Annotated in this window: 25 protein-coding genes; 21 read left to right on the top strand and 4 right to left on the bottom strand. The window is 46.0% G+C overall.

All coding sequences use genetic code 11. From position 1 onward, the window contains the following. The first annotated feature begins 159 nt into the window (after nucleotides 1-159). From rpmH to glmU, 20 genes are all read left to right on the top strand, one after another. The gene (gene rpmH, locus AB4585_RS15430) at nucleotides 160-294 is read left to right on the top strand and encodes a 50S ribosomal protein L34 (protein ID WP_004735800.1); all 135 of its coding nucleotides are present in this window, start codon (nucleotides 160-162) and stop codon (nucleotides 292-294) included. A gap of 45 nt (nucleotides 295-339) precedes the next feature. Next, nucleotides 340-663, top strand: a complete 324-nt coding sequence (gene rnpA, locus AB4585_RS15425) for a ribonuclease P protein component (RefSeq protein ID WP_017055478.1) — start codon at nucleotides 340-342, stop codon at nucleotides 661-663. Then, nucleotides 630-887: a membrane protein insertion efficiency factor YidD gene (yidD, locus tag AB4585_RS15420; RefSeq protein WP_004735802.1), complete on the top strand. Its 258-nt coding sequence runs from the start codon at nucleotides 630-632 to the stop codon at nucleotides 885-887. Before rnpA ends, yidD begins: the two co-directional genes overlap by 34 nt. 2 nt (nucleotides 888-889) lie before the next feature. Next, nucleotides 890-2,512 carry a membrane protein insertase YidC gene (gene yidC / locus AB4585_RS15415; protein ID WP_017058806.1) on the top strand — a complete coding sequence of 541 codons (1,623 nt, stop codon included), beginning with the start codon at nucleotides 890-892 and terminating at the stop codon, nucleotides 2,510-2,512. 130 nt (nucleotides 2,513-2,642) lie between these two features. Then, nucleotides 2,643-4,004 (top strand): tRNA uridine-5-carboxymethylaminomethyl(34) synthesis GTPase MnmE, encoded by a 1,362-nt coding sequence (gene mnmE, locus AB4585_RS15410; RefSeq protein ID WP_029235098.1) that lies wholly within the window; start codon nucleotides 2,643-2,645, stop codon nucleotides 4,002-4,004. A gap of 50 nt (nucleotides 4,005-4,054) precedes the next feature. Continuing rightward, nucleotides 4,055-4,489: an FMN-binding protein MioC gene (gene mioC / locus AB4585_RS15405; protein WP_017058804.1), complete on the top strand. Its 435-nt coding sequence runs from the start codon at nucleotides 4,055-4,057 to the stop codon at nucleotides 4,487-4,489. A 482-nt stretch (nucleotides 4,490-4,971) separates the two neighbouring features. Beyond that, complete coding sequence (mnmG, locus tag AB4585_RS15400) at nucleotides 4,972-6,867, top strand: tRNA uridine-5-carboxymethylaminomethyl(34) synthesis enzyme MnmG (RefSeq protein ID WP_017058802.1); 1,896 nt, start codon at nucleotides 4,972-4,974, stop codon at nucleotides 6,865-6,867. Next, nucleotides 6,867-7,499 (top strand): 16S rRNA (guanine(527)-N(7))-methyltransferase RsmG, encoded by a 633-nt coding sequence (gene rsmG / locus AB4585_RS15395; RefSeq protein ID WP_017058801.1) that lies wholly within the window; start codon nucleotides 6,867-6,869, stop codon nucleotides 7,497-7,499. The genes mnmG and rsmG overlap by 1 nt, the downstream gene beginning before the upstream one ends. A gap of 14 nt (nucleotides 7,500-7,513) precedes the next feature. Continuing rightward, nucleotides 7,514-8,287 carry a ParA family protein gene (locus AB4585_RS15390; protein WP_029235097.1) on the top strand — a complete coding sequence of 258 codons (774 nt, stop codon included), beginning with the start codon at nucleotides 7,514-7,516 and terminating at the stop codon, nucleotides 8,285-8,287. 23 nt (nucleotides 8,288-8,310) lie between these two features. After that, nucleotides 8,311-9,192, top strand: a complete 882-nt coding sequence (locus tag AB4585_RS15385; protein WP_017058799.1) for a ParB/RepB/Spo0J family partition protein — start codon at nucleotides 8,311-8,313, stop codon at nucleotides 9,190-9,192. Between the two features lie 192 nt (nucleotides 9,193-9,384). Further along, nucleotides 9,385-9,774, top strand: coding sequence for a F0F1 ATP synthase subunit I (locus tag AB4585_RS15380; protein ID WP_017058798.1), 390 nt, complete (start codon nucleotides 9,385-9,387; stop codon nucleotides 9,772-9,774). 8 nt (nucleotides 9,775-9,782) lie between these two features. Continuing rightward, nucleotides 9,783-10,580 carry a F0F1 ATP synthase subunit A gene (gene atpB, locus AB4585_RS15375; protein ID WP_017058797.1) on the top strand — a complete coding sequence of 266 codons (798 nt, stop codon included), beginning with the start codon at nucleotides 9,783-9,785 and terminating at the stop codon, nucleotides 10,578-10,580. Between the two features lie 48 nt (nucleotides 10,581-10,628). Continuing rightward, nucleotides 10,629-10,886 carry a F0F1 ATP synthase subunit C gene (gene atpE / locus AB4585_RS15370; protein ID WP_004411110.1) on the top strand — a complete coding sequence of 86 codons (258 nt, stop codon included), beginning with the start codon at nucleotides 10,629-10,631 and terminating at the stop codon, nucleotides 10,884-10,886. Nucleotides 10,887-10,945: 59 nt separating this feature from the next. Continuing rightward, nucleotides 10,946-11,416: a F0F1 ATP synthase subunit B gene (gene atpF, locus AB4585_RS15365; protein WP_032545592.1), complete on the top strand. Its 471-nt coding sequence runs from the start codon at nucleotides 10,946-10,948 to the stop codon at nucleotides 11,414-11,416. 15 nt (nucleotides 11,417-11,431) lie between these two features. After that, entirely contained in the window at nucleotides 11,432-11,965 is a 534-nt protein-coding gene (atpH, locus tag AB4585_RS15360) for a F0F1 ATP synthase subunit delta (protein ID WP_017058795.1), read from the top strand. A gap of 13 nt (nucleotides 11,966-11,978) precedes the next feature. Then, a complete protein-coding gene (gene atpA / locus AB4585_RS15355) occupies nucleotides 11,979-13,520 on the top strand; it encodes a F0F1 ATP synthase subunit alpha (RefSeq protein ID WP_102321083.1) in 1,542 nt (513 codons plus the stop codon). 48 nt (nucleotides 13,521-13,568) lie between these two features. After that, nucleotides 13,569-14,435, top strand: coding sequence for a F0F1 ATP synthase subunit gamma (atpG, locus tag AB4585_RS15350; RefSeq protein WP_017058793.1), 867 nt, complete (start codon nucleotides 13,569-13,571; stop codon nucleotides 14,433-14,435). A gap of 34 nt (nucleotides 14,436-14,469) precedes the next feature. Next, nucleotides 14,470-15,873 (top strand): F0F1 ATP synthase subunit beta, encoded by a 1,404-nt coding sequence (gene atpD, locus AB4585_RS15345; protein WP_017058792.1) that lies wholly within the window; start codon nucleotides 14,470-14,472, stop codon nucleotides 15,871-15,873. Nucleotides 15,874-15,891: 18 nt separating this feature from the next. After that, nucleotides 15,892-16,314, top strand: coding sequence for a F0F1 ATP synthase subunit epsilon (locus tag AB4585_RS15340; RefSeq protein ID WP_017058791.1), 423 nt, complete (start codon nucleotides 15,892-15,894; stop codon nucleotides 16,312-16,314). Between the two features lie 182 nt (nucleotides 16,315-16,496). Further along, nucleotides 16,497-17,858, top strand: coding sequence for a bifunctional UDP-N-acetylglucosamine diphosphorylase/glucosamine-1-phosphate N-acetyltransferase GlmU (gene glmU / locus AB4585_RS15335; protein WP_017058790.1), 1,362 nt, complete (start codon nucleotides 16,497-16,499; stop codon nucleotides 17,856-17,858). 124 nt (nucleotides 17,859-17,982) lie between these two features. Here the strand turns inward: glmU and punC are convergent, their stop codons facing one another. Next, the gene (gene punC / locus AB4585_RS15330) at nucleotides 17,983-19,194 is read right to left on the bottom strand and encodes a purine nucleoside transporter PunC (protein WP_017063021.1); all 1,212 of its coding nucleotides are present in this window, start codon (nucleotides 19,192-19,194) and stop codon (nucleotides 17,983-17,985) included. 163 nt (nucleotides 19,195-19,357) lie between these two features. On the opposite strand from punC, the gene punR reads away from it, so the two are divergent. Then, the gene (gene punR, locus AB4585_RS15325; RefSeq protein ID WP_136974240.1) at nucleotides 19,358-20,272 is read left to right on the top strand and encodes a DNA-binding transcriptional activator PunR; all 915 of its coding nucleotides are present in this window, start codon (nucleotides 19,358-19,360) and stop codon (nucleotides 20,270-20,272) included. A 97-nt stretch (nucleotides 20,273-20,369) separates the two neighbouring features. Here the strand turns inward: punR and ilvA are convergent, their stop codons facing one another. Genes ilvA through AB4585_RS15310 form a run of 3 tightly spaced genes read right to left on the bottom strand, consistent with a single transcriptional unit; the run spans nucleotide 20,370 to nucleotide 24,761 of the window. Continuing rightward, nucleotides 20,370-21,914 (bottom strand): threonine ammonia-lyase, biosynthetic, encoded by a 1,545-nt coding sequence (ilvA, locus tag AB4585_RS15320; protein ID WP_372170181.1) that lies wholly within the window; start codon nucleotides 21,912-21,914, stop codon nucleotides 20,370-20,372. A gap of 3 nt (nucleotides 21,915-21,917) precedes the next feature. Further along, nucleotides 21,918-23,759, bottom strand: a complete 1,842-nt coding sequence (gene ilvD / locus AB4585_RS15315) for a dihydroxy-acid dehydratase (RefSeq protein ID WP_372155371.1) — start codon at nucleotides 23,757-23,759, stop codon at nucleotides 21,918-21,920. Nucleotides 23,760-23,792: 33 nt separating this feature from the next. Continuing rightward, nucleotides 23,793-24,761 carry a branched-chain amino acid transaminase gene (locus AB4585_RS15310; RefSeq protein ID WP_065584154.1) on the bottom strand — a complete coding sequence of 323 codons (969 nt, stop codon included), beginning with the start codon at nucleotides 24,759-24,761 and terminating at the stop codon, nucleotides 23,793-23,795. Between the last annotated feature and the right edge of the window lie 2 nt (nucleotides 24,762-24,763).

Genomic DNA, 24,763 nt, shown 5'->3' with positions numbered 1-24,763 from the left:
TTTTAGTTAACCCAATCATTGACACTTTTTGTGACAGTGATTACAATTCCGCCTCTTTGTTGAGAGGCGTCGGTTTTCCTTTCTTATATAAAGAAGAGAAAAAATGCCCACGCCGGGTTTAACAAAAACCTAAAACTACTGATCAGTAAGGTAATTACAATGAAACGCACTTTTCAACCTACAGTTCTAAAGCGTAAGCGTACTCACGGTTTCCGTGCTCGCATGGCTACTAAGAACGGTCGCGCAACAATCAATGCACGTCGTGCAAAAGGCCGTAAGCGTCTTTCTAAGTAATCTTTGATTATTTTGAATAAGCTAGCCTTCGGTCGGGAGTTACGCTTGTTAACTCCCGAACATTATCAAAATGTCTTCAAGCAAGCTCATCGAGCTGGCTCCCCTCATTTCACCATCATTGCCCGAAATAACTCTCTTTCAAATCCTCGTCTTGGATTAGCCGTTCCGAAAAAGCAGATTAAAACCGCCGTGGGTCGTAACCGATTCAAGCGTCTTACTCGTGAAAGCTTTCGTAACACTCAACACAAACTTCCTAACAAAGATTTTGTTGTAATCGCTAAAAAGAGCGCGCAAGATTTAAGCAATGAAGAAATGTTCAAGCTACTCGACAAATTATGGCTTCGCCTGTCTCGCCCTTCGCGTGGATAGCGCTAATACCCATCTATTTTTATAGATGGTTTATTAGTCCACTCATCGGCCCACGCTGCCGATTTACTCCAACCTGCTCTTTATATGCGATAGAAGCGTTGAAAGCTCACGGTTTTGTAAAAGGGTGTTGGTTATCAGGCAAACGTCTATTAAAATGCCATCCTTTGAACGAAGGGGGCTTTGACCCCGTTCCACCAGTCCAAAAACAAGACAGAGATAAATAACGATGGATTCTCAACGTAATATCCTGTTAATCGCATTGGCTTTGGTTTCTTTCCTACTGTTCCAACAATGGAACGTAGCTCAGAATCCAGCACCACAAGCGGTTGAGCAGGCACAATCTGGCAGCACCCTACCAGCGCCATCTTATGCAGATGATCTAGACCCGGCTCCTGGTCAAGTTGCTTCTTCTGCTAAAACTATCACAGTAACAACTGATGTACTGACTCTGTCAATTGATACGGTTGGTGGTGATGTCGTTAAAGCAAACCTAAACGATTACTCTGCTGAGTTCGATTCTGAAGATACGTTTGTTCTTCTTAAAAACGAACCAGGTCACCAATTTATCGCACAAAGCGGTCTAGTGGGTCCTCAAGGTATCGATTTAAGCAGCACAAACCGCCCAAGCTACACAGTTTCAGCAGACAGCTTCACGCTTGCTGATGGTCAGGATGAACTACGCATCCCGATGACTTACCAAGCGAACGGCCTTGATTACACGAAAACATTCATCCTTAAGCGTGGCAGCTACGCAATGGATGTTGAATACGATGTAGTCAACAACTCTGGTAACAACGCGACATTCGGCATGTACGCTCACCTGCGTCAGAACGTAATGGATGACGGCGGTAGCCTAACAATGCCAACTTACCGTGGTGGTGCTTACTCTACGGAAGATACGCGTTACAAAAAATACAGCTTCGACGACATGCAAGATCGCAACCTGTCTCTTAACCTAGCAAACGGTCAAGGTTGGGCAGCGATGATTCAGCACTACTTTGCAAGTGCATGGATCCCACGCGACGAAGCAGGCAGCAACCTTTACACTCGTGTAATTGGTAACCTTGGCGACATCGGTGTTCGCATGCCGAACAAAACCATCGCTACTGGCGACGAAGCAAACTTCAAAGCAACGCTTTGGGTTGGTCCTAAACTTCAAGACCAAATGGCTGCTGTTGCACCTAACCTAGACCTAGTAGTTGACTACGGTTGGTTATGGTTCATTGCTAAACCACTTCATACTCTGCTTTCGTTCATTCAAGGCATCGTTGTGAACTGGGGTCTGGCAATCATCTGTCTAACTTTCATCGTTCGTGGTGCTATGTACCCACTAACGAAAGCTCAGTACACGTCTATGGCGAAAATGCGTATGCTTCAGCCTAAGCTGACTGCAATGCGTGAGCGTATCGGCGACGACCGTCAACGCATGAGCCAAGAAATGATGGAGCTTTACAAGAAAGAGAAAGTAAACCCACTAGGTGGCTGTTTACCTATCCTTCTGCAAATGCCTATCTTCATTTCGCTATACTGGGCACTAATGGAGTCTGTTGAACTGCGTCACTCACCGTTCTTCGGTTGGATTACTGACCTTTCAGCACAAGACCCATACTACATCTTGCCACTTCTGATGGGTGCTTCAATGTTCCTAATCCAGAAGATGAGCCCGACAACTGTAACGGATCCAATGCAGCAGAAGATCATGACCTTTATGCCGGTTATGTTCACATTCTTCTTCCTGTTCTTCCCTTCAGGTCTGGTTCTATACTGGCTAGTATCGAACATCGTAACTCTGATTCAGCAAACGCTTATCTACCGCGCGCTGGAAAAGAAAGGCTTACATTCTAAGTAAGTTCGATAATAGAAAGAGACAAAGAAAGGCGACCAAAAGGTCGCCTTTTTGTTTTTAGCTGATTACAATTCAGCTAATTGATTAATCGTGAGCGCCCCTTTTTGGCTTTCACATGCTAGCAGGCACAACTATGACTACAGATACGATTGTTGCTCAAGCGACTGCACCCGGCCGTGGCGGCGTCGGTATTATTCGCGTTTCAGGCCCACAAGCAGCCCAAGTTGCGCTTGAAGTTACCGGCAAAGTACTGAAACCACGTTACGCTGAGTACACCCCTTTTAAATCTCACGATGGTTTAGAGCTAGACCAAGGCATCGCGCTTTACTTTCCTAACCCGCACTCGTTTACCGGTGAAGACGTTTTAGAGCTGCAAGGCCACGGTGGTCCTGTGGTAATGGATATGCTCATCAAGCGCATCCTCGCTATTCCAGGGCTACGCGCAGCACGCCCAGGTGAGTTCTCGGAGCGTGCCTTCTTGAACGACAAGATGGATTTAACCCAAGCAGAAGCGATTGCTGACCTCATTGATGCCAGTTCAGAAGAAGCGGCGAAATCAGCTCTGCAATCGTTGCAAGGTGAGTTCTCGAAACGCATTAATACGCTGGTGGACTCTCTGATTCACTTACGCATCTATGTTGAAGCCGCTATCGACTTCCCAGAAGAAGAGATTGATTTCCTTGCTGACGGTAAAGTAAGTGCTGACTTACAAGCTATCATCGACAACCTCGAAGCGGTTCGCCAAGAAGCCAATCAAGGTGCCATCATGCGTGAAGGCATGAAGGTGGTGATTGCAGGTCGTCCTAATGCCGGTAAGTCGAGCTTACTGAATGCATTATCGGGTAAAGACTCCGCGATTGTGACTGATATTGCTGGTACAACCCGTGATGTACTGCGTGAACATATCCATATTGATGGTATGCCACTGCACATTATTGATACCGCAGGCCTGCGTGAAGCCTCGGATGAAGTCGAAAAAATCGGTATCGAACGCGCTTGGGAAGAAATTGCTCAAGCCGATCGCGTTTTATTTATGGTCGATGGCACCACTACCGATGCAACCGACCCGAAAGATATCTGGCCCGATTTCGTTGATCGTCTGCCGAATAACATCGGAATGACCGTGATTCGTAACAAAGCCGATCAAACCGGTGAAGATCTCGGGATTTGCCATGTTAATGATCCAACTCTGATTCGACTATCAGCAAAGACGGGACAAGGCGTTGATGCACTACGTAATCACTTAAAAGATTGCATGGGCTTTGCTGGTGGCAATGAAGGTGGCTTCATGGCACGTCGTCGCCACTTAGATGCCCTAGAACGCGCATCTGAGCATCTAGATATTGGCCAGCAACAGCTCGAAGGCTATATGGCAGGGGAAATCTTGGCAGAAGAACTGCGTATAACGCAGCAACACCTTAACGAGATTACTGGTGAGTTTAGCTCAGATGACCTACTCGGCCGTATCTTCACCTCTTTCTGTATTGGTAAATAACCTTTAAAGGCCGGCTCATGCTGGCCTTTTTCTTTAGTAAGGACAGCTTAATGATCCACATTATTACAGGCAGCACCTTAGGTGGTGCAGAGTACGTTGGCGATCACCTTAATGATCTTCTTGAAGAGCAAGGCCACGAGATCACCCTTCATAATCAGCCTGAATTCGATGATATTCCCCAACAAGGCTTTTGGTTGCTGGTGACTTCAACTCATGGTGCGGGTGAATTTCCAGATAATATTAAGCCGTTTATCGACGCATTGACCCAGCAATCTCCAGATTTAAGCCCGGTTCGCTTTGCTGTCGTGGCGCTTGGTGATTCGAGTTACGATACCTTCTGTTTGGCGGGAAAATCAGTCCACAGCCAGATGAAAGAGCTCGGTGCTCAGCCTATTTCTGACTGTTTTACCATCGATGTATTGGAAACTCCGGTACCAGAAGACGCAGCAGAAGCTTGGTTCAACGATCATAGCGACCAGTTTTAACCTCTCTCCTCTCTCAAAAAGCGGCTTATGCCGCTTTTTTTGTCTCTGAACATCGTGATTGTGAATAACTTTTTTTCAAAAACATCGAAAATTAGCGATCTATTTTCAATTTCTGCTGTGGATAAGATCATACATATACGGTGATTAACCTATAGTTATCCAAATAACAAGTTTTAGGCTAATTTCCTCCTGTGAATAAGTAGCCATTTTGATCCCAGCTAATCCTCATCCTGATCAAAGTTAGATCACATCATTTGATCCAAAAAAGATCCATGTTCTCGTTGATCATTTTCGACTTATCCACAGATACCCTCGATCCTAATAATAGATCTAATAAAAGATCTCCTTAAAGATCTTATCTATATTAATTAAAAACAGCTTTTTCGAAAAATCCCAAAAACGTTTTCTCAGGCTATGAAAACAGGTAGAATATCGCTCCTTTTTATCAATCTAGAAAACGTTTGAATACCTGAGGTCGGTTCATGCTTTATCACGAAAAATTTGACGTCATCGTTGTTGGTGGTGGCCATGCAGGAACGGAAGCCGCACTCGCATCTGCACGTACTGGTCAAAGTACGTTATTACTTACTCATAATATCGATACACTAGGACAAATGTCTTGTAACCCAGCCATTGGCGGGATCGGTAAGGGCCACTTGGTAAAAGAGGTCGATGCAATGGGTGGATTAATGGCGCAAGCTATTGATCATGCAGGTATTCAGTTCAGAACATTGAACGCATCAAAAGGCCCTGCGGTTCGTGCTACTCGTGCACAAGCTGACCGCGCACTGTACAAAGCCTTTGTTCGTAACGTTCTTGAAAACACGCCAAACCTGACTTTGTTCCAACAGTCGGTTGATGACTTGATCGTTGAACAGGATCAAGTGGTAGGTGTGGTAACGCAGATGGGCCTTAAGTTCCGCGCAAGCGCTGTGGTTCTGACTGTGGGCACATTCCTAGGCGGCAAGATCCATATTGGTATGGAAAGTTCTTCAGGTGGCCGTGCTGGTGATCCACCATCGATCGCACTGGCTGACCGTCTTCGTGATCTTCCATTCCGAGTTGATCGCCTGAAAACAGGTACTCCTCCTCGTATCGATGCGCGTAGCGTTGATTTTTCTGAGCTTGAGGTTCAGCACGGTGATAACCCGACGCCTGTTTTCTCGTTCATGGGCAGCCGAGCTCAACAACCTCGTCAAATTCCATGTTACATCACGCATACCAATGAAAATACGCATGACGTAATTCGTGCCAACCTTGATCGCAGCCCTATGTACGCGGGTGTGATTGAAGGCATTGGCCCTCGTTACTGCCCTTCGATTGAAGACAAAGTAATGCGTTTTGCTGACAAGAACAGTCACCAAATTTTTATTGAGCCAGAAGGTCTAACGACTCACGAGCTATACCCGAATGGTATCTCTACCAGTCTGCCGTTTGATGTACAGGTTCAAATTGTTCGTTCGATGAAGGGCTTTGAAAATGCTCATATCGTTCGCCCTGGCTATGCGATTGAGTACGATTTCTTTGATCCTCGCGACCTTAAGCTGACTTACGAAACTAAGTTTATCAAAGGTCTATTCTTTGCGGGTCAAATCAACGGTACCACTGGCTATGAAGAAGCGGCTGCACAAGGCTTGATGGCCGGTCTGAATGCAAGTTTGTTTACTCAAGGCAAAGAAGGCTGGAGTCCACGTCGTGACCAAGCTTACATGGGCGTGCTTATCGACGACCTATCTACCATGGGTACCAAAGAACCTTACCGCATGTTTACGTCTCGCGCGGAATACCGTCTGCTGCTTCGTGAAGACAACGCCGATATCCGCTTGACTGAAAAGTCGCGTGAACTTGGCCTTGTTGATGACGCTCGTTGGGCTCGTTTCAACGAGAAGATGGAAAACATGGAGAAGGAGCGTCAACGTCTGAAAGAGACTTGGATTAATCCAAAATCTGAAGATATTGATCAACTGAACCAAATTCTGAAAACACCAATGTCTCGTGAAGCGAGCGGTGAAGATCTTCTTCGTCGCCCTGAAATGACTTATTCACAGTTAACCGCATTGGATCGTTTTGGTCCTGCACTGGAAGATCAACAAGCGTCTGAGCAAGTTGAGATCCAAGTGAAGTACGATGGTTACATTCAGCGTCAACAAGACGAAATTGAAAAATCACTGCGTCATGAAAACACCAAACTGCCTGCTGATATCGATTACAGCAAGGTAAAAGGACTTTCTAACGAAGTGGTTCTTAAACTAACGACAGCTAAGCCTGACTCAATTGGTATTGCTTCGCGAATTTCAGGTATCACACCTGCAGCAATCTCAATTCTGTTGGTTTACTTGAAAAAACACGGCCTGTTGAAAAAAGGTGAGGAAGCATAATGAGCGCATTACGCGAAAAACTGGATCACCTTATTGGCCAGACTGAACTTGAAGTATCTGAAAAACAACGTGGCCAGTTGGTTGGCTACGTTGAGTTACTGAACAAGTGGAACAAAGCTTATAACCTAACATCAGTTCGTGACCCACAAGAAATGATGGTGAAACATATCTTAGATAGCATCATTGTTAGCACTCACTTACAAGGTAAGCGCTTTATCGATGTGGGTACGGGACCTGGTCTTCCTGGGATTCCGCTCTCAATCATGAATCCAGACTGCGAGTTTTACTTGCTAGACAGCCTAGGTAAGCGTATTCGTTTTATCAAACAGGTGATTCATGAGCTGGGTATCGACAACGTGGTACCGGTTCAAAGTCGCGTTGAAGAATTTCAACCAGAAGAAAAGTTTGATGCAGTGCTCAGTCGTGCATTTGCGTCAATGACAGACATGGTAGAGTGGTGTCACCATTTACCTAAAGAGCAATCCGGTGTATTTTTGGCTCTTAAGGGACAACATCCTAGAGACGAAATCGACCTGTTACCTGAATGGTGTTCAGTGACAGACATTAAAGCTTTGCAAGTGCCAGAGCTTGATGGAGAGCGTCATCTAGTTACTTTATCGCGTCAGGGATAATCAGCGAGGCCATAGTGGGTAGAATCGTAGCAATTGCCAACCAGAAGGGTGGCGTAGGAAAAACAACAACTTGCATTAATTTAGCAGCATCAATGGCGGCAACAAAACGCAAGATATTGGTTGTTGACCTCGATCCTCAAGGTAATGCCACTATGGCGAGCGGTGTCGACAAGTATCAAGTTGAAGCAACAGCTTACGATTTGTTGGTTGAAGACACCCCATTTGATGAGGTGGTTTGCCGGAGTACATCTGGCAATTATGACCTCATCGCCGCGAACGGTGATGTTACTGCGGCAGAAATCAAGCTGATGGAAGTGTTTGCTCGTGAAGTTCGTTTAAAAAATGCACTCGAACCCATTCGCAATAACTATGATTTCATCTTTATTGATTGCCCGCCCTCATTAAACCTTCTTACAATCAACGCGATGGCTGCGGCCGACTCCGTATTGGTTCCTATGCAATGTGAATACTTTGCTTTGGAAGGTTTGACTGCATTGATGGATACCATCAGTAAGCTAGCGGCTGTTGTAAACGAGAACCTGAAGATCGAAGGTCTTCTGCGTACTATGTACGATCCTCGCAACCGCTTATCGAACGAAGTATCTGATCAACTCAAAAAACACTTTGGTAGCAAAGTCTACCGAACTGTGATCCCTAGAAATGTGCGTCTGGCAGAAGCCCCGAGTCACGGCAAGCCAGCAATGTACTACGACAAATATTCCGCAGGAGCTAAGGCTTACCTTGCTCTTGCTGGCGAAATGTTGCGTCGTGAAGAAGTCCCAGTATAGGTCCAACCAAAGGAATTCGCTCAATGTCTAAGCGTGGTTTAGGAAAAGGGCTAGATGCATTGCTTGCAACTAGCTCATTGGCTCGTGAAAAACAGCAAGTTGCTTCTCATAGTCAGGCGTTGTCGGCTGATGGTGAGCTTATTGAACTGGCTGTTGGTTGCTTGAAGCCTGGTGTATATCAACCGCGTAAGGATATTGCGCCTGAAGCGCTAGAAGAGCTGGCAGCATCAATTCAATCTCAAGGCATTATCCAACCGATCGTAGTTCGCCCATTGGCGCACGACCAGTTCGAGATTATTGCTGGTGAACGTCGTTGGAGAGCGGCTCGTCAAGCTGGCCTTAAACAAGTGCCATGTTTGGTCAAGAGAGTCGAAGACAAAGCCGCTATCGCGATGGCGTTGATTGAGAATATTCAGCGTGAAGATCTGAATGTTATCGAAGAAGCACAAGCGCTAGAGCGACTACAGAACGAATTTGAGCTGACACACCAACAAGTCGCTGATGTAATCGGTAAATCGAGAGCTACGGTGAGTAACTTATTACGTCTAAATCAGCTCGAAAATGAAGTAAAAGGTTTAGTTTCCAATAAACAACTGGAAATGGGGCATGCTCGAGCACTGCTTGCGCTTGAAGGTGATACCCAGGTTGAAGCAGCAAACACTGCGGCAACCAAAAAAATGACCGTGCGTCAAACTGAGCAACTTGTCAAAAAGTGCTTAAAACCAGACGTTGAAGGTGAATCGAAGCCTGAAGACACAGAAGCTATCGAACTTTCACGAAGACTCACGGAAAAATTGCAAGCAAACGTTTCAGTTACTCGTTCTGTTAGCGGTAAGTCAAAAGTGACAATTACTCTTGATGAGCCTCACAAATTAGAGCAACTTATTGCTAAACTAGAGTACTAAATGAGATAATTGATTTAGGTCAATTATGTAATAAACAAGTAATTTCGTACAAAAGTTGTAGGTTTGTATGCAAAAATGTAAATGATTGCTGCATTGTTATTGCAATCAATTTGGCTGAACGTATAATTTTCGCCAATTTCTCAGCACGCTTTTAAGCGAGTAGTAAAGAAGGCTTAAAAGAGGAACGAATACATGGTAGCGGCGTTAGCAAGACCAGGACGAGTGCTTGCAAAGCAAATGTTATTGATCGAGCTTAGCGCGGTTATATTAGTGGCGATAGGGTTAGGTTTAGCTGTTAATCCTGATTGGGGTTTTGCTGCATTAATCGGTGGCGGTATTTTTGTCATCGCAAATGCAGTTTTTTGTGTGTGTGCTTTCCTATTTAGTGGAGCTCGCGCAACTAAGTTAGTTGCGGCGTCGTTCTATGCAGGCGAAGCGCTAAAAATCCTTATCACAGTTCTACTATTCTCTATTGTCTACATGTATATGCAGGTGGAATTAGTTCCCCTCAAACTGACCTATTTACTGGTTCTAGGTATTAATATCTTTGCGCCAGTGCTTTTCATTAACAATAAAAAATAGGATGAGTTATGGCTGCGCCAACAGCATCCGGATACATTGAGCACCACTTACAAAACCTTTCTTTAGCTAAGTTTGGTCTTGTAGAGGAGACAAGTTTCTGGAACGTACATATAGACAGTCTGTTTTTTTCGGTGTTGACAGGGATGTTATTCCTTTGGGTTTTTCGCTCAGTCGCTAAGAAAGCAACAGTAGGTGTACCTGGTAAGCTTCAGTGTTTTGTTGAAATGGTAGTTGAATTCGTTGATGGCAACGTTAAAGACACTTTCCATGGCCGCAACCCTCTGATTGCTCCATTAGCACTGACTATATTCTGCTGGATTATTTTAATGAACTTGATGGACTTAGTGCCTATCGATTTCTTACCATATCCTGCGGAGCATTGGCTAGGTATCCCTTATTTGAAAGTGGTTCCTTCAGCTGATGTTAATATAACCATGTCAATGGCCTTAGGTGTTTTTGCTCTGATGATCTACTACAGCATCAAAGTAAAAGGCTTAGGTGGATTCGCCAAAGAACTTGCTTTACATCCATTTAATCACCCAATCATGATCCCGTTTAACCTACTGATTGAAGTGGTATCGCTACTCGCGAAGCCTCTATCACTTGGTATGCGTCTATTCGGTAACATGTTCGCAGGTGAGGTTGTATTCATTCTTTGTGCGGCAATGCTACCGTGGTATTTACAATGGGTAGGCTCTCTACCTTGGGCTATCTTCCATATCTTGGTTATTTTGATTCAAGCATTTGTTTTCATGATGTTAACAATTGTTTATTTATCAATGGCCCATGAAGATGGCGATCACTAAAAATTTTTAAGTTTTATTCTAACTATTAATGTTAATCGGAGAACGTAAATGGAAACTGTACTAAGTTTTTCAGCAATCGCTGTTGCTATTATTGTTGGTCTTTGTGCCGTAGGTACTGCAATTGGTTTTGCTATTCTTGGTGGTAAATTCCTAGAAGGCGCTGCGCGTCAACCTGAAATGGCTCCAATGCTACAAGTTAAGATGTTCATCATCGCTGGTCTACTGGATGCTGTTCCAATGATCGGTATCGTAATCGCACTACTATTCACGTTTGCTAACCCATTTGTTGGTCAACTAGCAGGCTAATTAACTGTTAATTAGTTAATTAAATTTTTGTAGTTGATTCTTAACGAGGGGTAGCTGTTGTGAATATGAACGCAACTCTGTTAGGTCAAGCAATTGCTTTTTCTATGTTTGTTTGGTTCTGCATGAAATATGTATGGCCACCAATCATGCAAGCAATTGAAGAGCGTCAGAAAAAAATTGCTGACGGTCTAGTAGCCGCTGAACGCGCTGCTAAAAACTTGGATCTAGCACAAGCCAACGCTTCTGACCAATTGAAAGAAGCGAAGCGCACCGCAACTGAGGTTATTGAACAGGCAAATAAACGCAAGGCTCAAATTATTGATGAAGCTCGCGAAGAGGCTCAGGCAGAGCGCCAGAAAATCTTAGCGCAAGCGGAAGCCGAAATTGAAGCTGAGCGCACACGTGCCCGTGATGACCTGCGCAAACAAGTCGCAACTCTGGCAATTGCTGGTGCTGAGAAAATCCTTGAGCGTACAATCGATAAAGATGTACACGATGATCTTCTTAACAACATTACTGCAAAACTTTAAAGCAAGGGGCTGTATATGTCTGATTTGACTACAATCGCACGCCCCTATGCTAAAGCAGCGTTTGACTTTGCGGTAGAGAAAGGTGAGCTAGACCAATGGGGTCAGATGCTTACTTTTGCTGCCGAAGTGGCACAAAATGATGATGTTCACAATTTCTTAAGCAGCTCTCAAACTGCTGAAAAATTAGCTGAAGTATTCATTGTAATTTGTGGCGAACAATTTGATGAATTCGGCCAGAACTTGATAAAAGTAATGGCAGAGAATGGCCGCTTAATGGCTTTTCCTGATGTTTGCAAAGAGTTCTTATTGCTCAAACAAGAGCACGAGAAAGAGATCGACGTTGAAGTCACTTCAGCGGTTGAACTTTCTAAAGAACAACGCGCAGAGATCAGCAGCAAATTGGAACAGCGCTTAGCGCGCAAAGTTCAGCTGAATTGCAGTATAGATGAGACTCTACTTAGTGGAGTTATTATTCGAGCCGGAGACCTAGTCATCGATAACTCAGCGCGCAGTCGTTTAGACCGCCTGAGCGATGCATTGCAGTCTTAATGGGGATTGGAGCATGCAACTTAATTCCACTGAAATTAGCGATCTAATTAAACAACGTATTGAATCTTTCGACGTTGTTAGTGAAGCTCGCAATGAAGGTACTATCGTTTCGGTAAGCGATGGCATCCTTAGCATTCACGGCCTAGCGGACGTGATGCAAGGTGAAATGATTGAACTACCGGGTGGCCGTTACGCGCTAGCACTTAACTTGAACCGTGATTCGGTTGGTGCTGTTGTAATGGGCCCATATGCTGACCTACAGGAAGGCATGAAAGTTACAGGTACGGGTCGTATTCTCGAAGTACCAGTAGGTCCTGAAATGCTTGGTCGTGTGGTAAACACGCTAGGTGAGCCAATTGATGGTAAAGGTCCTATTGATGCGAAATTGACTTCGCCTGTAGAAATTATCGCACCAGGTGTAATCGACCGTAAATCGGTAGATCAACCTGTTCAAACTGGTTACAAGTCAGTTGACTCAATGATCCCTATCGGTCGTGGTCAGCGTGAACTTATTATCGGTGACCGTCAGACTGGTAAAACAGCGATGGCGATCGATGCGATTATTAACCAAAAAAATTCTGGTATTTTCTCTATCTACGTTGCAATCGGCCAAAAAGCGTCGACTATCGCTAACGTAGTTCGCAAACTAGAAGAGCACGGCGCACTAGCAAACACTGTTGTTGTTGTTGCATCGGCTTCTGAATCTGCAGCGCTGCAATACCTTGCACCGTATGCTGGTTGTGCGATGGGTGAATACTTCCGTGATCGCGGTGAAGATGCACTGATTGTTTATGATGATCTATCTAAGCAAGCTGTCGCTTACCGTCAGATCTCACTACTGCTTAAGCGTCCACCAGGTCGTGAAGCGTTCCCTGGTGATGTTTTCTACCTTCACTCTCGTCTACTAGAGCGTGCTGCTCGTGTAAGCGAACACTACGTAGAAGAATTCACTAAAGGCGAAGTGAAAGGCAAGACGGGTTCTTTAACTGCTCTTCCTATCATCGAAACGCAAGCTGGTGACGTATCTGCATTCGTACCGACGAACGTAATCTCGATTACCGATGGTCAGATCTTCCTACAAACTGAGCTATTCAACGCGGGCGTACGTCCAGCTGTTGACCCTGGTATCTCAGTTTCTCGTGTAGGTGGTTCGGCGCAGACTAAAATCATCAAGAAGCTATCTGGCGGTATCCGTACTGCTCTAGCTCAATACCGTGAACTTGCAGCATTTGCTCAGTTCTCTTCGGATCTTGATGAAGCGACTAAGAAGCAGCTAGACCACGGTCAAAAAGTTACAGAACTGATGAAGCAGAAGCAATACGCTCCTATGTCTGTATTTGATCAAGCTCTAGTAATCTTCGCTGCAGAGCGTGGATACCTTCAAGACGTTGAACTTTCTAAAGTTCTAGACTTTGAAGCTGCTTTACTGTCGTTTGCTCGTGGTCAATATGCCGATCTAGCAACACAGATCGACACAACGGGTGCTTTCAATAAAGAAATCGAAGCTGAGCTGAAGAAGCTTGTTGACGATTTCAAGGCAACCCAGACCTGGTAATTGGTAGGTGGTCTTAGGGCCACCTCATACCATTAACGGAGAGTAACGATGGCCGGCGCAAAAGAGATACGTAATAAAATCGGTAGTGTTAAAAGCACACAGAAGATTACGAAAGCAATGGAAATGGTAGCAGCTTCAAAAATGCGTCGTTCTCAAGACGCAATGGAAGCTACTCGTCCATATGCAGAAACAATGCGTAAAGTGATCGGTCATTTGGCTAATGGTAGCCTCGAGTATAAGCATCCTTATCTTGAGGAACGTGAAGCCAAACGTGTTGGTTACATCATCGTTTCTACAGACCGTGGTCTTTGTGGTGGTTTGAACATTAACTTGTTCAAAAAAGCCATGAACGACATGAAAGATTGGTCTGAGAAAGGTGCTGACGTTGAACTTGCAATTGTAGGTTCAAAAGCGACAGCATTTTTCAACAACAGCGGCGCGAAAGTAGCAGCTCAAGTTTCTGGTCTGGGCGATCGCCCAAGCCTTGAAGACTTGATTGGCTCTGTAAGCGTTATGCTGAAGAAATATGATGAAGGCGAATTGGATCGCCTGTTCGTAGTGTTCAACAAGTTTGAAAACACTATGGTACAAGAACCAACGATCGATCAATTACTTCCTTTGCCTAAATCAGACAGCGAAGACATGAAACGCGATCATGCTTGGGACTACATTTATGAGCCTGAGCCAAAACCACTACTAGATGCACTACTGGTTCGCTACGTCGAATCTCAAGTATATCAAGGTGTGGTCGAGAACCTTGCTTGTGAGCAAGCGGCTCGAATGATTGCTATGAAATCAGCAACAGATAACGCTGGTGACATTATTGATGACTTAGAACTTGTGTACAACAAAGCGCGTCAAGCGGCAATTACACAAGAACTTTCTGAGATCGTTTCAGGCGCAGCTGCGGTTTAAGCTTAGGTAAAACTAAATAGTTAGAGGATTAACGATGGCTACAGGTAAGATCGTACAGATCATCGGTGCGGTAGTCGACGTAGAGTTCCCACAGGGTGAAGTACCTCGTGTATACGACGCTCTGAATGTTAATGAAGTACAAGAACGTCTAGTTCTTGAAGTTCAGCAACAACTTGGCGGTGGCGTAGTTCGCGCAATCGTAATGGGTAGCTCTGATGGTTTACGTCGTGGTTTGACAGTTGAAAATACTGGCGCTCCAATCTCAGTACCAGTAGGTACTAAGACATTGGGTCGTATCATGAATGTCCTAGGTGACGCGATTGATGAGTGTGGCGAGATTGGTGCTGAAGAGCATTACGCCATTCACCGTGAAGCTCCAAGCTACGAAGAGCAGTCTAACGAGACAGCTCTTCTAGAAACTGGTGTTAAAGTAATCGACTTGATTTGTCCATTCGCTAAGGGTGGTAAAATCGGTCTATTCGGTGGTGCTGGTGTAGGTAAGACCGTTAACATGATGGAACTTATCAACAACATCGCACTTCAACACTCAGGCCTATCTGTATTTGCAGGTGTAGGTGAGCGTACTCGTGAAGGTAACGATTTCTACTTTGAGATGCAGGAAGCAGGTGTTGTAAACATCGAAAAACCTGAAGAATCAAAAGTAGCGATGGTTTACGGTCAGATGAACGAGCCACCAGGTAACCGTCTACGTGTTGCCCTGACTGGCCTAACAATGGCAGAGCGCTTCCGTGACGAAGGTCGTGACGTTCTACTGTTCGTTGATAACATCTACCGTTACACACTAGCAGGTACTGAAGTATCAGCACTTCTAGGTCGTATGCCTTCTGCGGTAGGTTACCAACCTACACTGGCTGAAGAAATGGGTGTTCTACAAGAGCGTATCACGTCAACTAAAGCTGGTTCTATCACGTCTGTACAGGCGGTATACGTACCTGCGGATGACTTGACTGACCCGTCTCCAGCAACAACGTTCGCTCACTTGGATGCAACGGTTGTACTTAACCGTAACATCGCATCTATGGGTCTATACCCTGCGATCGACCCGCTAGATTCTACTTCACGTCAACTGGATCCATTGGTAGTTGGACAAGAGCACTACGACATCGCTCGTGGCGTTCAGTCTACTCTTCAGCGCTATAAAGAGCTGAAAGATATCATTGCTATCCTAGGTATGGACGAGCTATCTGAAGAAGATAAGCAAGTTGTATCTCGTGCTCGTAAGATTGAGAAGTTCCTAACTCAGCCTTACCACGTAGCGGAAGTATTTACAGGTGACCCAGGCATTTACGTACCTCTTAAAGAGACTCTACGTGGCTTCCAAGGTCTTCTATCTGGTGAATACGATGACATTCCAGAGCAAGCGTTCATGTACTGTGGTGCAATTGACGAAGCTATCGAGAATGCTAAGAAGCTATAAGGCTAACTAGGAGGCGATATGGCAGCAATAACCTTTCACCTAGACGTTGTAAGTGCAGAGAAACAAATTTTCTCAGGCCTTGTTGAGACGTTTCAGGTGACCGGTAGTGAGGGTGAACTTGGTATTTTCCATGGTCACTGTCCACTGCTGACCGCTATCAAGCCTGGCATGGTGCGTATTGTTAAGCAGCACGGCCACGAAGAAATCATTTATGTTTCTGGTGGTATGGTAGAAGTTCAGCCTGGTACAGCAACTGTACTGGCTGATACAGCTATCCGTGGTGAAGAGCTAGACGCAGCAAAGGCGGAAGAAGCTAAGCGCAAGGCTGTGGAGAATATCCAAAATCAGCATGGCGACATAGACTTCGCACAAGCGGCCGGTGAACTGGCTAAAGCCATTGCTCAGTTACGAGTTATCGAACTGACAAAACAGCGTCGTTAATCTTTTTAAGATTACAGACTCTGAGATAAAGGCGACCTAAGGGTCGCCTTTTTGCATTTTTAGATTCTCAAAAATGCTTCTTTTACGTATCACTACCGGTTAAATGGTTATTGCGATTTAATTTTTTGCCCAAAAACGGTTACAATATCGGCTTAATAAAAATAACGTTGGATAGGTTTACAATGAAGTTTAGCGCGGTAATTCTCGCGGCGGGCAAAGGCACTCGCATGTATTCAAACACACCAAAGGTTCTGCACACACTTGCGGGTAAGCCAATGGTGAAGCATGTTATCGATACATGTAATGGTCTAGGCGCTCAAAACATCAACCTGGTTTACGGCCACGGTGGTGATCAGATGAAGGCTACCTTAGCTGAAGAATCTGTAAACTGGGCACTGCAAGCTGAACAGCTCGGCACAGGTCACGCTGTGGATCAAGCATCTGCACATTTCGCTGATGATGAAAAAGTATTGGTGCTCTACGGTGATGTTCCACTAATCTCACCTGAAACCATTGAAAACCTATTAGACGCTCAACCAAACGGTGGCATCGCGCTACTTACTGTCGTGTTAGACAACCCGATGGGCTACGGACGTATTATTCGTCGTAATGGCCCTGTTGTGGCTATCGTTGAACAGAAAGATGCAACGGATGAGCAGAAGCTTATCAAAGAGATCAATACCGGCGTTATGGTGGCGACTGGTGGCGATCTGAAGCGCTGGTTGTCAGGTCTAAGCAACGACAACGCACAGGGTGAATATTACCTGACTGACGTTATCGCTGCGGCTCACGACGAAGGTCGTGCAGTTGAAGCGGTACACCCAGTAAGCCCAATTGAAGTGGAAGGCGTTAACGATCGTTCGCAACTGGCTCGCCTAGAGCGCGCTTACCAAGCTACGCAAGCCGATAAGCTATTGAAGCAAGGCGTGATGCTACGCGACCCTAGCCGCTTTGATCTACGCGGTGATCTGCAGTGCGGTATGGATGTCGAGATCGATACTAACGTTATCATTGAAGGCAGTGTCAGCATTGGTGATAATGTGGTTATTGGTACGGGATGTGTACTGAAAGACTGTGAGATTGACGACAACACCATCGTTCGTCCATACAGCGTTATTGAAGGGGCAACGGTGGGGGAAGACTGTACCGTTGGTCCATTCACTCGCCTACGTCCGGGTGCCGATATGCGTAATAACTCGCACGTCGGTAACTTTGTTGAAGTGAAGAATACTCGCCTTGGCGAAGGCTCTAAAGCCAACCACCTGACTTATCTTGGGGATGCTGAAATTGGTCAGCGCGTAAACGTGGGTGCGGGTGCAATTACTTGTAACTACGATGGGGCGAATAAGTTTAAGACCATTATTGGTGATGACGTGTTTGTTGGTTCAGATAGTCAATTAATAGCGCCTGTTACGATTGGTAATGGTGCTACCGTTGGAGCTGGCTCTACCGTAACACGCGATGTTTCTGAAAATGAGCTGGTTATCAGCCGTGCGAAAGAACGTAAGATTGCTGACTGGCAGCGTCCGACTAAGAAAAAGTAGTCTCTTAACAAATAAGATGATTTAAATGAAAGTCAGTAGTACCGCTACTGGCTTTTTCTTATTTATCTAGATATAAAAAAAGAGCGAGTAATATCGCTCTTTTTTGTTTTCGTTAACTTAGAAACTAGTCTTGTTTCTCGTCAGCGACTACTCGAGAGTTGTCAGGTGTCGCGAAGTGTTCAGAAAGCTCTTTGTTCGAAACAATATAGCCAACCCACAACGCACCCAAACAGATCACAACGGCAATACCCGTCGCGCTTAGTGCTTGGCTAGCCATTGCCGCGACCAATGCACTTGATAGGCCACTGATACTGATTTGCAGGCTGTTTTGTAGACCAGCAGCTGTTGCTGGGCTTTGTTTAGCGCTTGATAGAGCACGGTTTACTACGATTGGGTAAAGTGCGCCGTTTGCGACAGCAATCAAACAGAAAGGCGCAAGTAGAGGCCAGATTGACGTCAGTTCCCACTGTGATGCGATAAAGATAAGCATCGCCGCTACACTGAACAAACCGATAAGGTTTCTTAGTACAACGCCATCGCCATATTTCTTCACTGCTTGCTTACCGAAGTAACCACCCGCCATGAACGCGATTGTTTGTGGGATAAAGCTCAAACCGATGTCTTTTGCTTCATAACCTAGTTGAGCCATGATCTCTGGCATACCCGTTAGGTAAGCGAAGAACGCTGCAGATGCTGAAGCAAACATTAAGACATTACCCATGTAAGGCTTTGATTTAAGCAACATCTTGATGTCTGTCTTAATCGATGTCTGTTTTACTTCAGGCGCTTCTTTTGGTTGAGCCATTGTTGTCGCCACTAGCAGTGCACCCATCAAGGTTAATGTGATGAAGATGCTGTGCCAGCCAAAGCTATCCGCCAGTAACACACCTAGCTGAGGTGCTAATGCAGGAGATAGCGCAACCAAAGGCATGATGGTTGCAAAAATTTGTTGGCTACTGCTTTGTGAGTAACGCTTGATAACCATTGCTTGCCAGATTACCGCAGGAGCACATACGCCGATCGCTTGAATGAAGCGCAGTGTCAGTAGATGCCATACCTCGGTGCTGAATGCTAAGCCGAATGAAGCTGCAGTAAAGATAACAAGACCAACCGCCAGCGTATTACGGTGACCATACTTGTCACTCGCCAGACCCCAAAGAAGCTGACCCATTGCCATACCGCCAAGGAATACCGTTAAAGACAGGGCAATCTGCTCTGGGCCGGTTGCGAAATCAACTTCCATTGCCTTAAATGCAGGAAGGTACATATCGGTCGCAATAAAGCCAAGCATTGAAAGAACTGCAAGGTAGACCAATTGAAATTTAGAAATATTCATAAGATGCCATTAAGCTAAAGGTAGTGATGTTTTTATCATCAAAAAAATTGTTTGATATACAGAAGTGAAAGCCCCTGTTTATTTATGCTGACATTCTATTTTTCAGACCTGATAAAATAAAACGCTAAAATATGTGGTTATCAATCAAAAAATTTGAAGGCTTATGTTCTCTAAATCCTCTTTAGAAATGCTCGATACGGTAGCGCGCTTGGGCAGTTTTACCGCGGCGGCTGAGCAGTTGCACAAAGTGCCCTCGGCGATCAGTTATGGTGTCAGACAGGTCGAACAAGAACTGGATGTGCTGCTTTTCAGGCGTTTACCGAGAAAGGTTGAGCTCACTCCGGCAGGTGAACTGTTCATTGAAGAGGCGCGTGCACTACTGAGGCAAATGGAAGAGGTCAGTGCCCAGACTCGTCGAGCAGCTCGAGGTTGGAAGAAAACCTTGCGTCTGACGCTCGATAATGTGGTGAAGCTCGACAAGATGAAGCCGATGATTGAAGAGTTCTATCAAACCTTTGAGTTTGCCGAACTTCAGATCAACATGGAGGTATTCAACGGCTCATGGGAAGCGATTGCACAGGGCAGGGCGGATATCGTGATTGGCGCCACCTCAGCTGTGCCAGTTGGTGGCGATTTTGAAGTCAAAGACATGGGGCAATTAGATTGGGCATTTGTAATGTCGCCAAGTCACCCGTGTGTGCGCGAACAGAACCTCAATGAAGAGTTCGTGAGCCAATATCCAGCCATCTGCTTGGATGATACCTCCAGTGTGCTCCCTAAGCGACACACAGGCCACTACTCAAGTCAAAGACGCCTGTTGTTACCCAATTGGTATAGCGCAATTGAATGCCTTAAAAATGGAGTAGGGGTGGGTTATATGCCGAGGCACATTGCCGCGCCAATTATCGAACAAGGCTTGCTGGTGGAAAAAATACTGCCTGAACCGAGTCCGCAGAGTCATTGTTGTTTGGTGTGGCGAAAAGACGATAACCATAAGTTGATCGAGTGGATGGTGAAATACCTAGGATCGAGTGAACAACTTCACCAAGATTGGTTGGATCATCGCAAGGCGGTCTAATGATCTTAGCGAGAAGATCCTTTTCAAGTTTGAGTTGAATCAGCACCAATAAAAAGAGCGAGTAAATACTCGCTCTTTTTGATTCGGTCGTTAACTCTTATGACAAGAAGAACTTGTAGGAAGGGTTATCGGTTTCATCTTTACACTGATAGCCAAGCTCTCGTAGATGTGTTGAGAACTGAGCCAAATCATCGTCATCAAGTTCAAAGCCACACAATACACGGCCGTAGTCGGCACCGTGGTTACGGTAATTGAATAGGCTGATATTCCAGTGTGTCCCTAAGGTACCAAGGAATTTAATCAATGCACCTGGGTACTCTGGGAACTCAAAGCTGTATAGGCGTTCTTTCAGTGGCTTCGATGGTTTACCGCCAATCATGTAACGAATGTGCAGTTTTGCCATCTCATCATCAGAGAGATCGACAACCGGGTAGCCGCCCTCACGTAAGTCATTGATGATGTGTTCGAGTTCTTCTTGACCACCTTGTAGGCGTACACCAACGAAGATATTCGCTAGGCTTTCGTCGTTGTGGCGGTAGTTAAACTCAGTTACCGCTCGACCACCAATAATATTACAGAACTCTAGGAATGCTCCTTGTCGCTCTGGAATCGTAACCGCAAGTAGACCTTCTCGCTTCTCACCTAGTTCACAACGTTCAGAGACATAACGCAGACCGTGGAAGTTGGTATTAGCACCAGAAAGTACAGTTGCCAGTTGTTTGCCTTGCAGTTGGTTCTGCTCTGCAAACTTCTTTAAACCAGCCAGAGCAAGCGCACCAGAAGGCTCGGCAATCGCACGAGTGTCTTCAAAGATGTCTTTGACCGCAGAGCAGATCTCATCGCTAGACACGGCAATGTGACCATCGATGTACTGCTGACACAGACGGAATGTCTCTTCACCAATGCGCTTAACCGCAACGCCATCGGCAAACATGCTGACTTGATCCAGTACCACAGGTTCACCGGCATCGAGGGCCGCTTTTAAGCAAGACGAATCTTCTGGTTCTACTGCAATGACTTTAATCTCTGGCATCAGCTGTTTTACTAATACAGCAACACCCGCAGCTAAGCCACCACCACCAACCGGCACAAAGATGTAATCCATATGACCATTCTGCTGCAGCATCTCCATACCCATCGTGCCTTGTCCTGCAATCACCAGTGGGTGATCGAAAGGCGGCACAAAGGTAAAGCCATGTTCAGCAGAAAGACGCTCGGCTTCTGCCTTGGCCTCATCAAAGTTGCTGCCGTGCAGAACCACGTTACCGCCAAAGCCACGTACCGCATCAACCTTGATGTCTGGCGTGGTTTTTGGCATCACAATCGTAGTCTGAATGCCCAGCTTAGAGCCAGACAGAGCCATACCTTGAGCATGATTACCCGCCGATGCAGCAATCACACCTGCGGCTTTTTGCTGCTCAGAAAGGCTTGATACCATGTTGTAGGCACCACGTAGCTTGAACGAGTGCACCGGCTGACGGTCTTCTCGTTTAAGCTGAACCTGATTACCAATGCGCGCGCTTAGACGCGGCATATCCTGTAGAGGTGTTACGATTGCCGCTTCGTAAACCGGCGCTCTCAGGATCTGACGCAGATAATCTGCGCCAGTTTGTTTTTGGGGACTGACCGTGTCATCACTCATAGACTAGCCCTCTAGCTTAGACTTATCACGCACGGCGCCTTTGTCGGCACTGGTTGCCATGCTTGCGTAAGCTTTCAGTGCGAATGAAACTTCACGCTGACGGTTTTCTGGTTTCCAGCCTAGTGCGTCTTGCTTAACACGACGCGCTTCTAGCTCGGCTTCAGGCACATCAAGTGTGATTGAACGGCTAGGGATGTCGATAGTGATGATATCGCCAGTGTTTACTAGACCAATCACACCGCCACTTGCAGCTTCTGGAGACGCGTGACCGATAGACAAACCTGATGTACCACCAGAGAAACGTCCGTCAGTTAGAAGAGCACAAGATTTACCTAGACCCATAGATTTTAGGTAAGTCGTTGGGTAGAGCATTTCTTGCATGCCCGGACCACCTTTAGGACCTTCGTAACGAATAACAACCACTTCACCTGCTTTTACTTTACCCGCTAAGATGCCGTCTACTGCCGTATCTTGGCTTTCGAATACGATTGCAGGGCCTTGGAATTTAAGGTTTTCTTCATCAACACCCGCGGTCTTAACGATACAACCATCAACCGCGATGTTACCTGAAAGTACCGCTAGACCACCTTCTTGGCTGAATGCGTTCTCTTTGGTACGGATACAACCATCGACGCGGTCATCATCAAGGCGATCCCAACGACAATCTTGTGAGAAGGCTTTGGTAGTACGAATGCCAGCAGGGCCAGCGCGGAAGAACTTAAGCACCGCTTCATCTTCTGTTTGCATGATGTCGTATTGAGCTAGCTGCTCTTGCATGCTTAGGCCAAGTACAGTGCGAGTTTGGTTGTTCAGTAGGCCTGCGCGGTCTAGTTCACCTAGGATAGCCATAACACCACCAGCGCGGTGAACGTCTTCCATGTGGTATTTAGGTGTTGAAGGCGCAACCTTACATAGGTGTGGAACGCGGCGAGACATCTCGTCGATATCACCCATATCAAAGTCGACTTCACCTTCTTGAGCTGCTGCCAATAGGTGAAGAACGGTGTTACTCGAGCCACCCATTGCGATATCTAGAGCCATTGCATTTTCAAAGGCTGCGCGGTTCGCGATGTTACGAGGCAGTGCTGATGCGTCATCTTGCTCGTAGTAACGCTTGGTTAGGTCAACGATGCGCTTACCAGCATTGATGAATAGCTCTTCACGGTCTGCGTGGGTTGCTAGCATAGAACCGTTACCTGGCTGAGATAGACCAAGCGCTTCTGTTAGACAGTTCATTGAGTTCGCTGTGAACATACCTGAACATGAACCACATGTCGGACATGCAGAACGCTCTACTTGCTCACTTTGCTCATCAGAAATGGTTGGATCGGCACCTTGGATCATTGCGTCAACAAGGTCTAGCTTGATGATTTGATCGGAAAGCTTAGTTTTACCCGCTTCCATTGGGCCGCCTGATACAAAGATCACTGGGATGTTAAGGCGCATTGCTGCCATCATCATTCCCGGAGTGATTTTGTCACAGTTAGAGATACACACCATCGCATCCGCACAGTGTGCATTGACCATGTATTCTACTGAATCCGCGATAAGCTCACGTGATGGCAGTGAGTACAGCATGCCGCCGTGGCCCATTGCGATACCATCATCGACTGCGATGGTGTTGAATTCTTTAGCGATACCGCCCGCTTTCTCGATTTCACCCGCAACCAGTTGCCCCATATCTTTAAGGTGAACGTGGCCTGGTACGAATTGAGTGAACGAGTTTACAACTGCGATGATTGGCTTACCGAAGTCATCATCTTTAACGCCAGTTGCACGCCATAAAGCGCGCGCACCAGCCATGTTGCGTCCGTGGGTAGTCGTTGCTGAACGATAGATTGGCATTGCTTAAATCCTTATAAAATATTTGGCTGTTGCTTACTTAGTTGTTTGCGTTTGGTTTTCTGAAGTTTGGCCTGCTGGATAAACGTAGTCTAACCAGCCCCACTTATCTTCAGTGGTGCCATTGAATAGACCAAAGTAAGCCGCTTGAACTTTTTCAGTGATAGGACCGCGTTTGCCTTCACCTACTGTAATTTTGTCTACGCTGCGAACCGGAACGATTTCCGCCGCTGTGCCTGTCATGAATACTTCATCGGCAAGGTATAGCGCTTCACGAGCAATGTTCTCTTCACGGATCTCATAACCCATGTCTTTTGCTAGTGTCATGATCGAATCACGCGTGATACCCGGCAGAATCGCACTGGTCGCTGGTGGTGTGGATAGCACGCCGTTACGTACCACAAAGATGTTCTCACCAGCCCCTTCAGAAAGGTAACCATCAACACTCAGTGCGATGCCTTCATCGTAACCATGACGGCGAGCTTCGCCACCAACTAATAGTGAAGATAGGTAGTTACCACCGGCTTTTGCTGCGGTTGGGATCGTGTTTGGAGCGGCACGGTTCCAGCTAGAAATCATTGCATCAACGCCGTTTTCTAGTGCTTCTTCGCCTAGGTAAGACCCCCAAGGGAAAGCAGCGATGATCAGTTCCATCTCAGTATTTTCTGGCGGGCAGACACCCAAACCAACGTTACCTACGAAACCTAGAGGGCGGATGTACGCTGACTCTAGCTTATTTTGGCGTAGCGTTTCGCGAGTCGCTTCCATAATTTCTTCCTCAGTGTAAGGAATAGGGAAGCGATAGATTTTTGCTGAGTCTTTTAGGCGCTTAGCATGTTCAGGGTGACGGAAGATAACCGGCCCTTTTGGTGTGTTGTAACAACGAACACCTTCAAACACAGAAGTACCGTAGTGCATTGCGTGAGTCAGGACGTGAACGTTCGCCTCTGCCCAAGGAACCATCTCACCGTTAAACCAAATATAGTCTGCTGTTTTAGCTGTCATGT

This window comes from Vibrio sp. 10N.222.49.C9 (assembly GCF_041474985.1).
GTDB classification, from domain to species: Bacteria; Pseudomonadota; Gammaproteobacteria; order Enterobacterales; family Vibrionaceae; genus Vibrio; species Vibrio crassostreae_C.
This window is presented reverse-complemented; position numbering and strand designations above follow the sequence as displayed.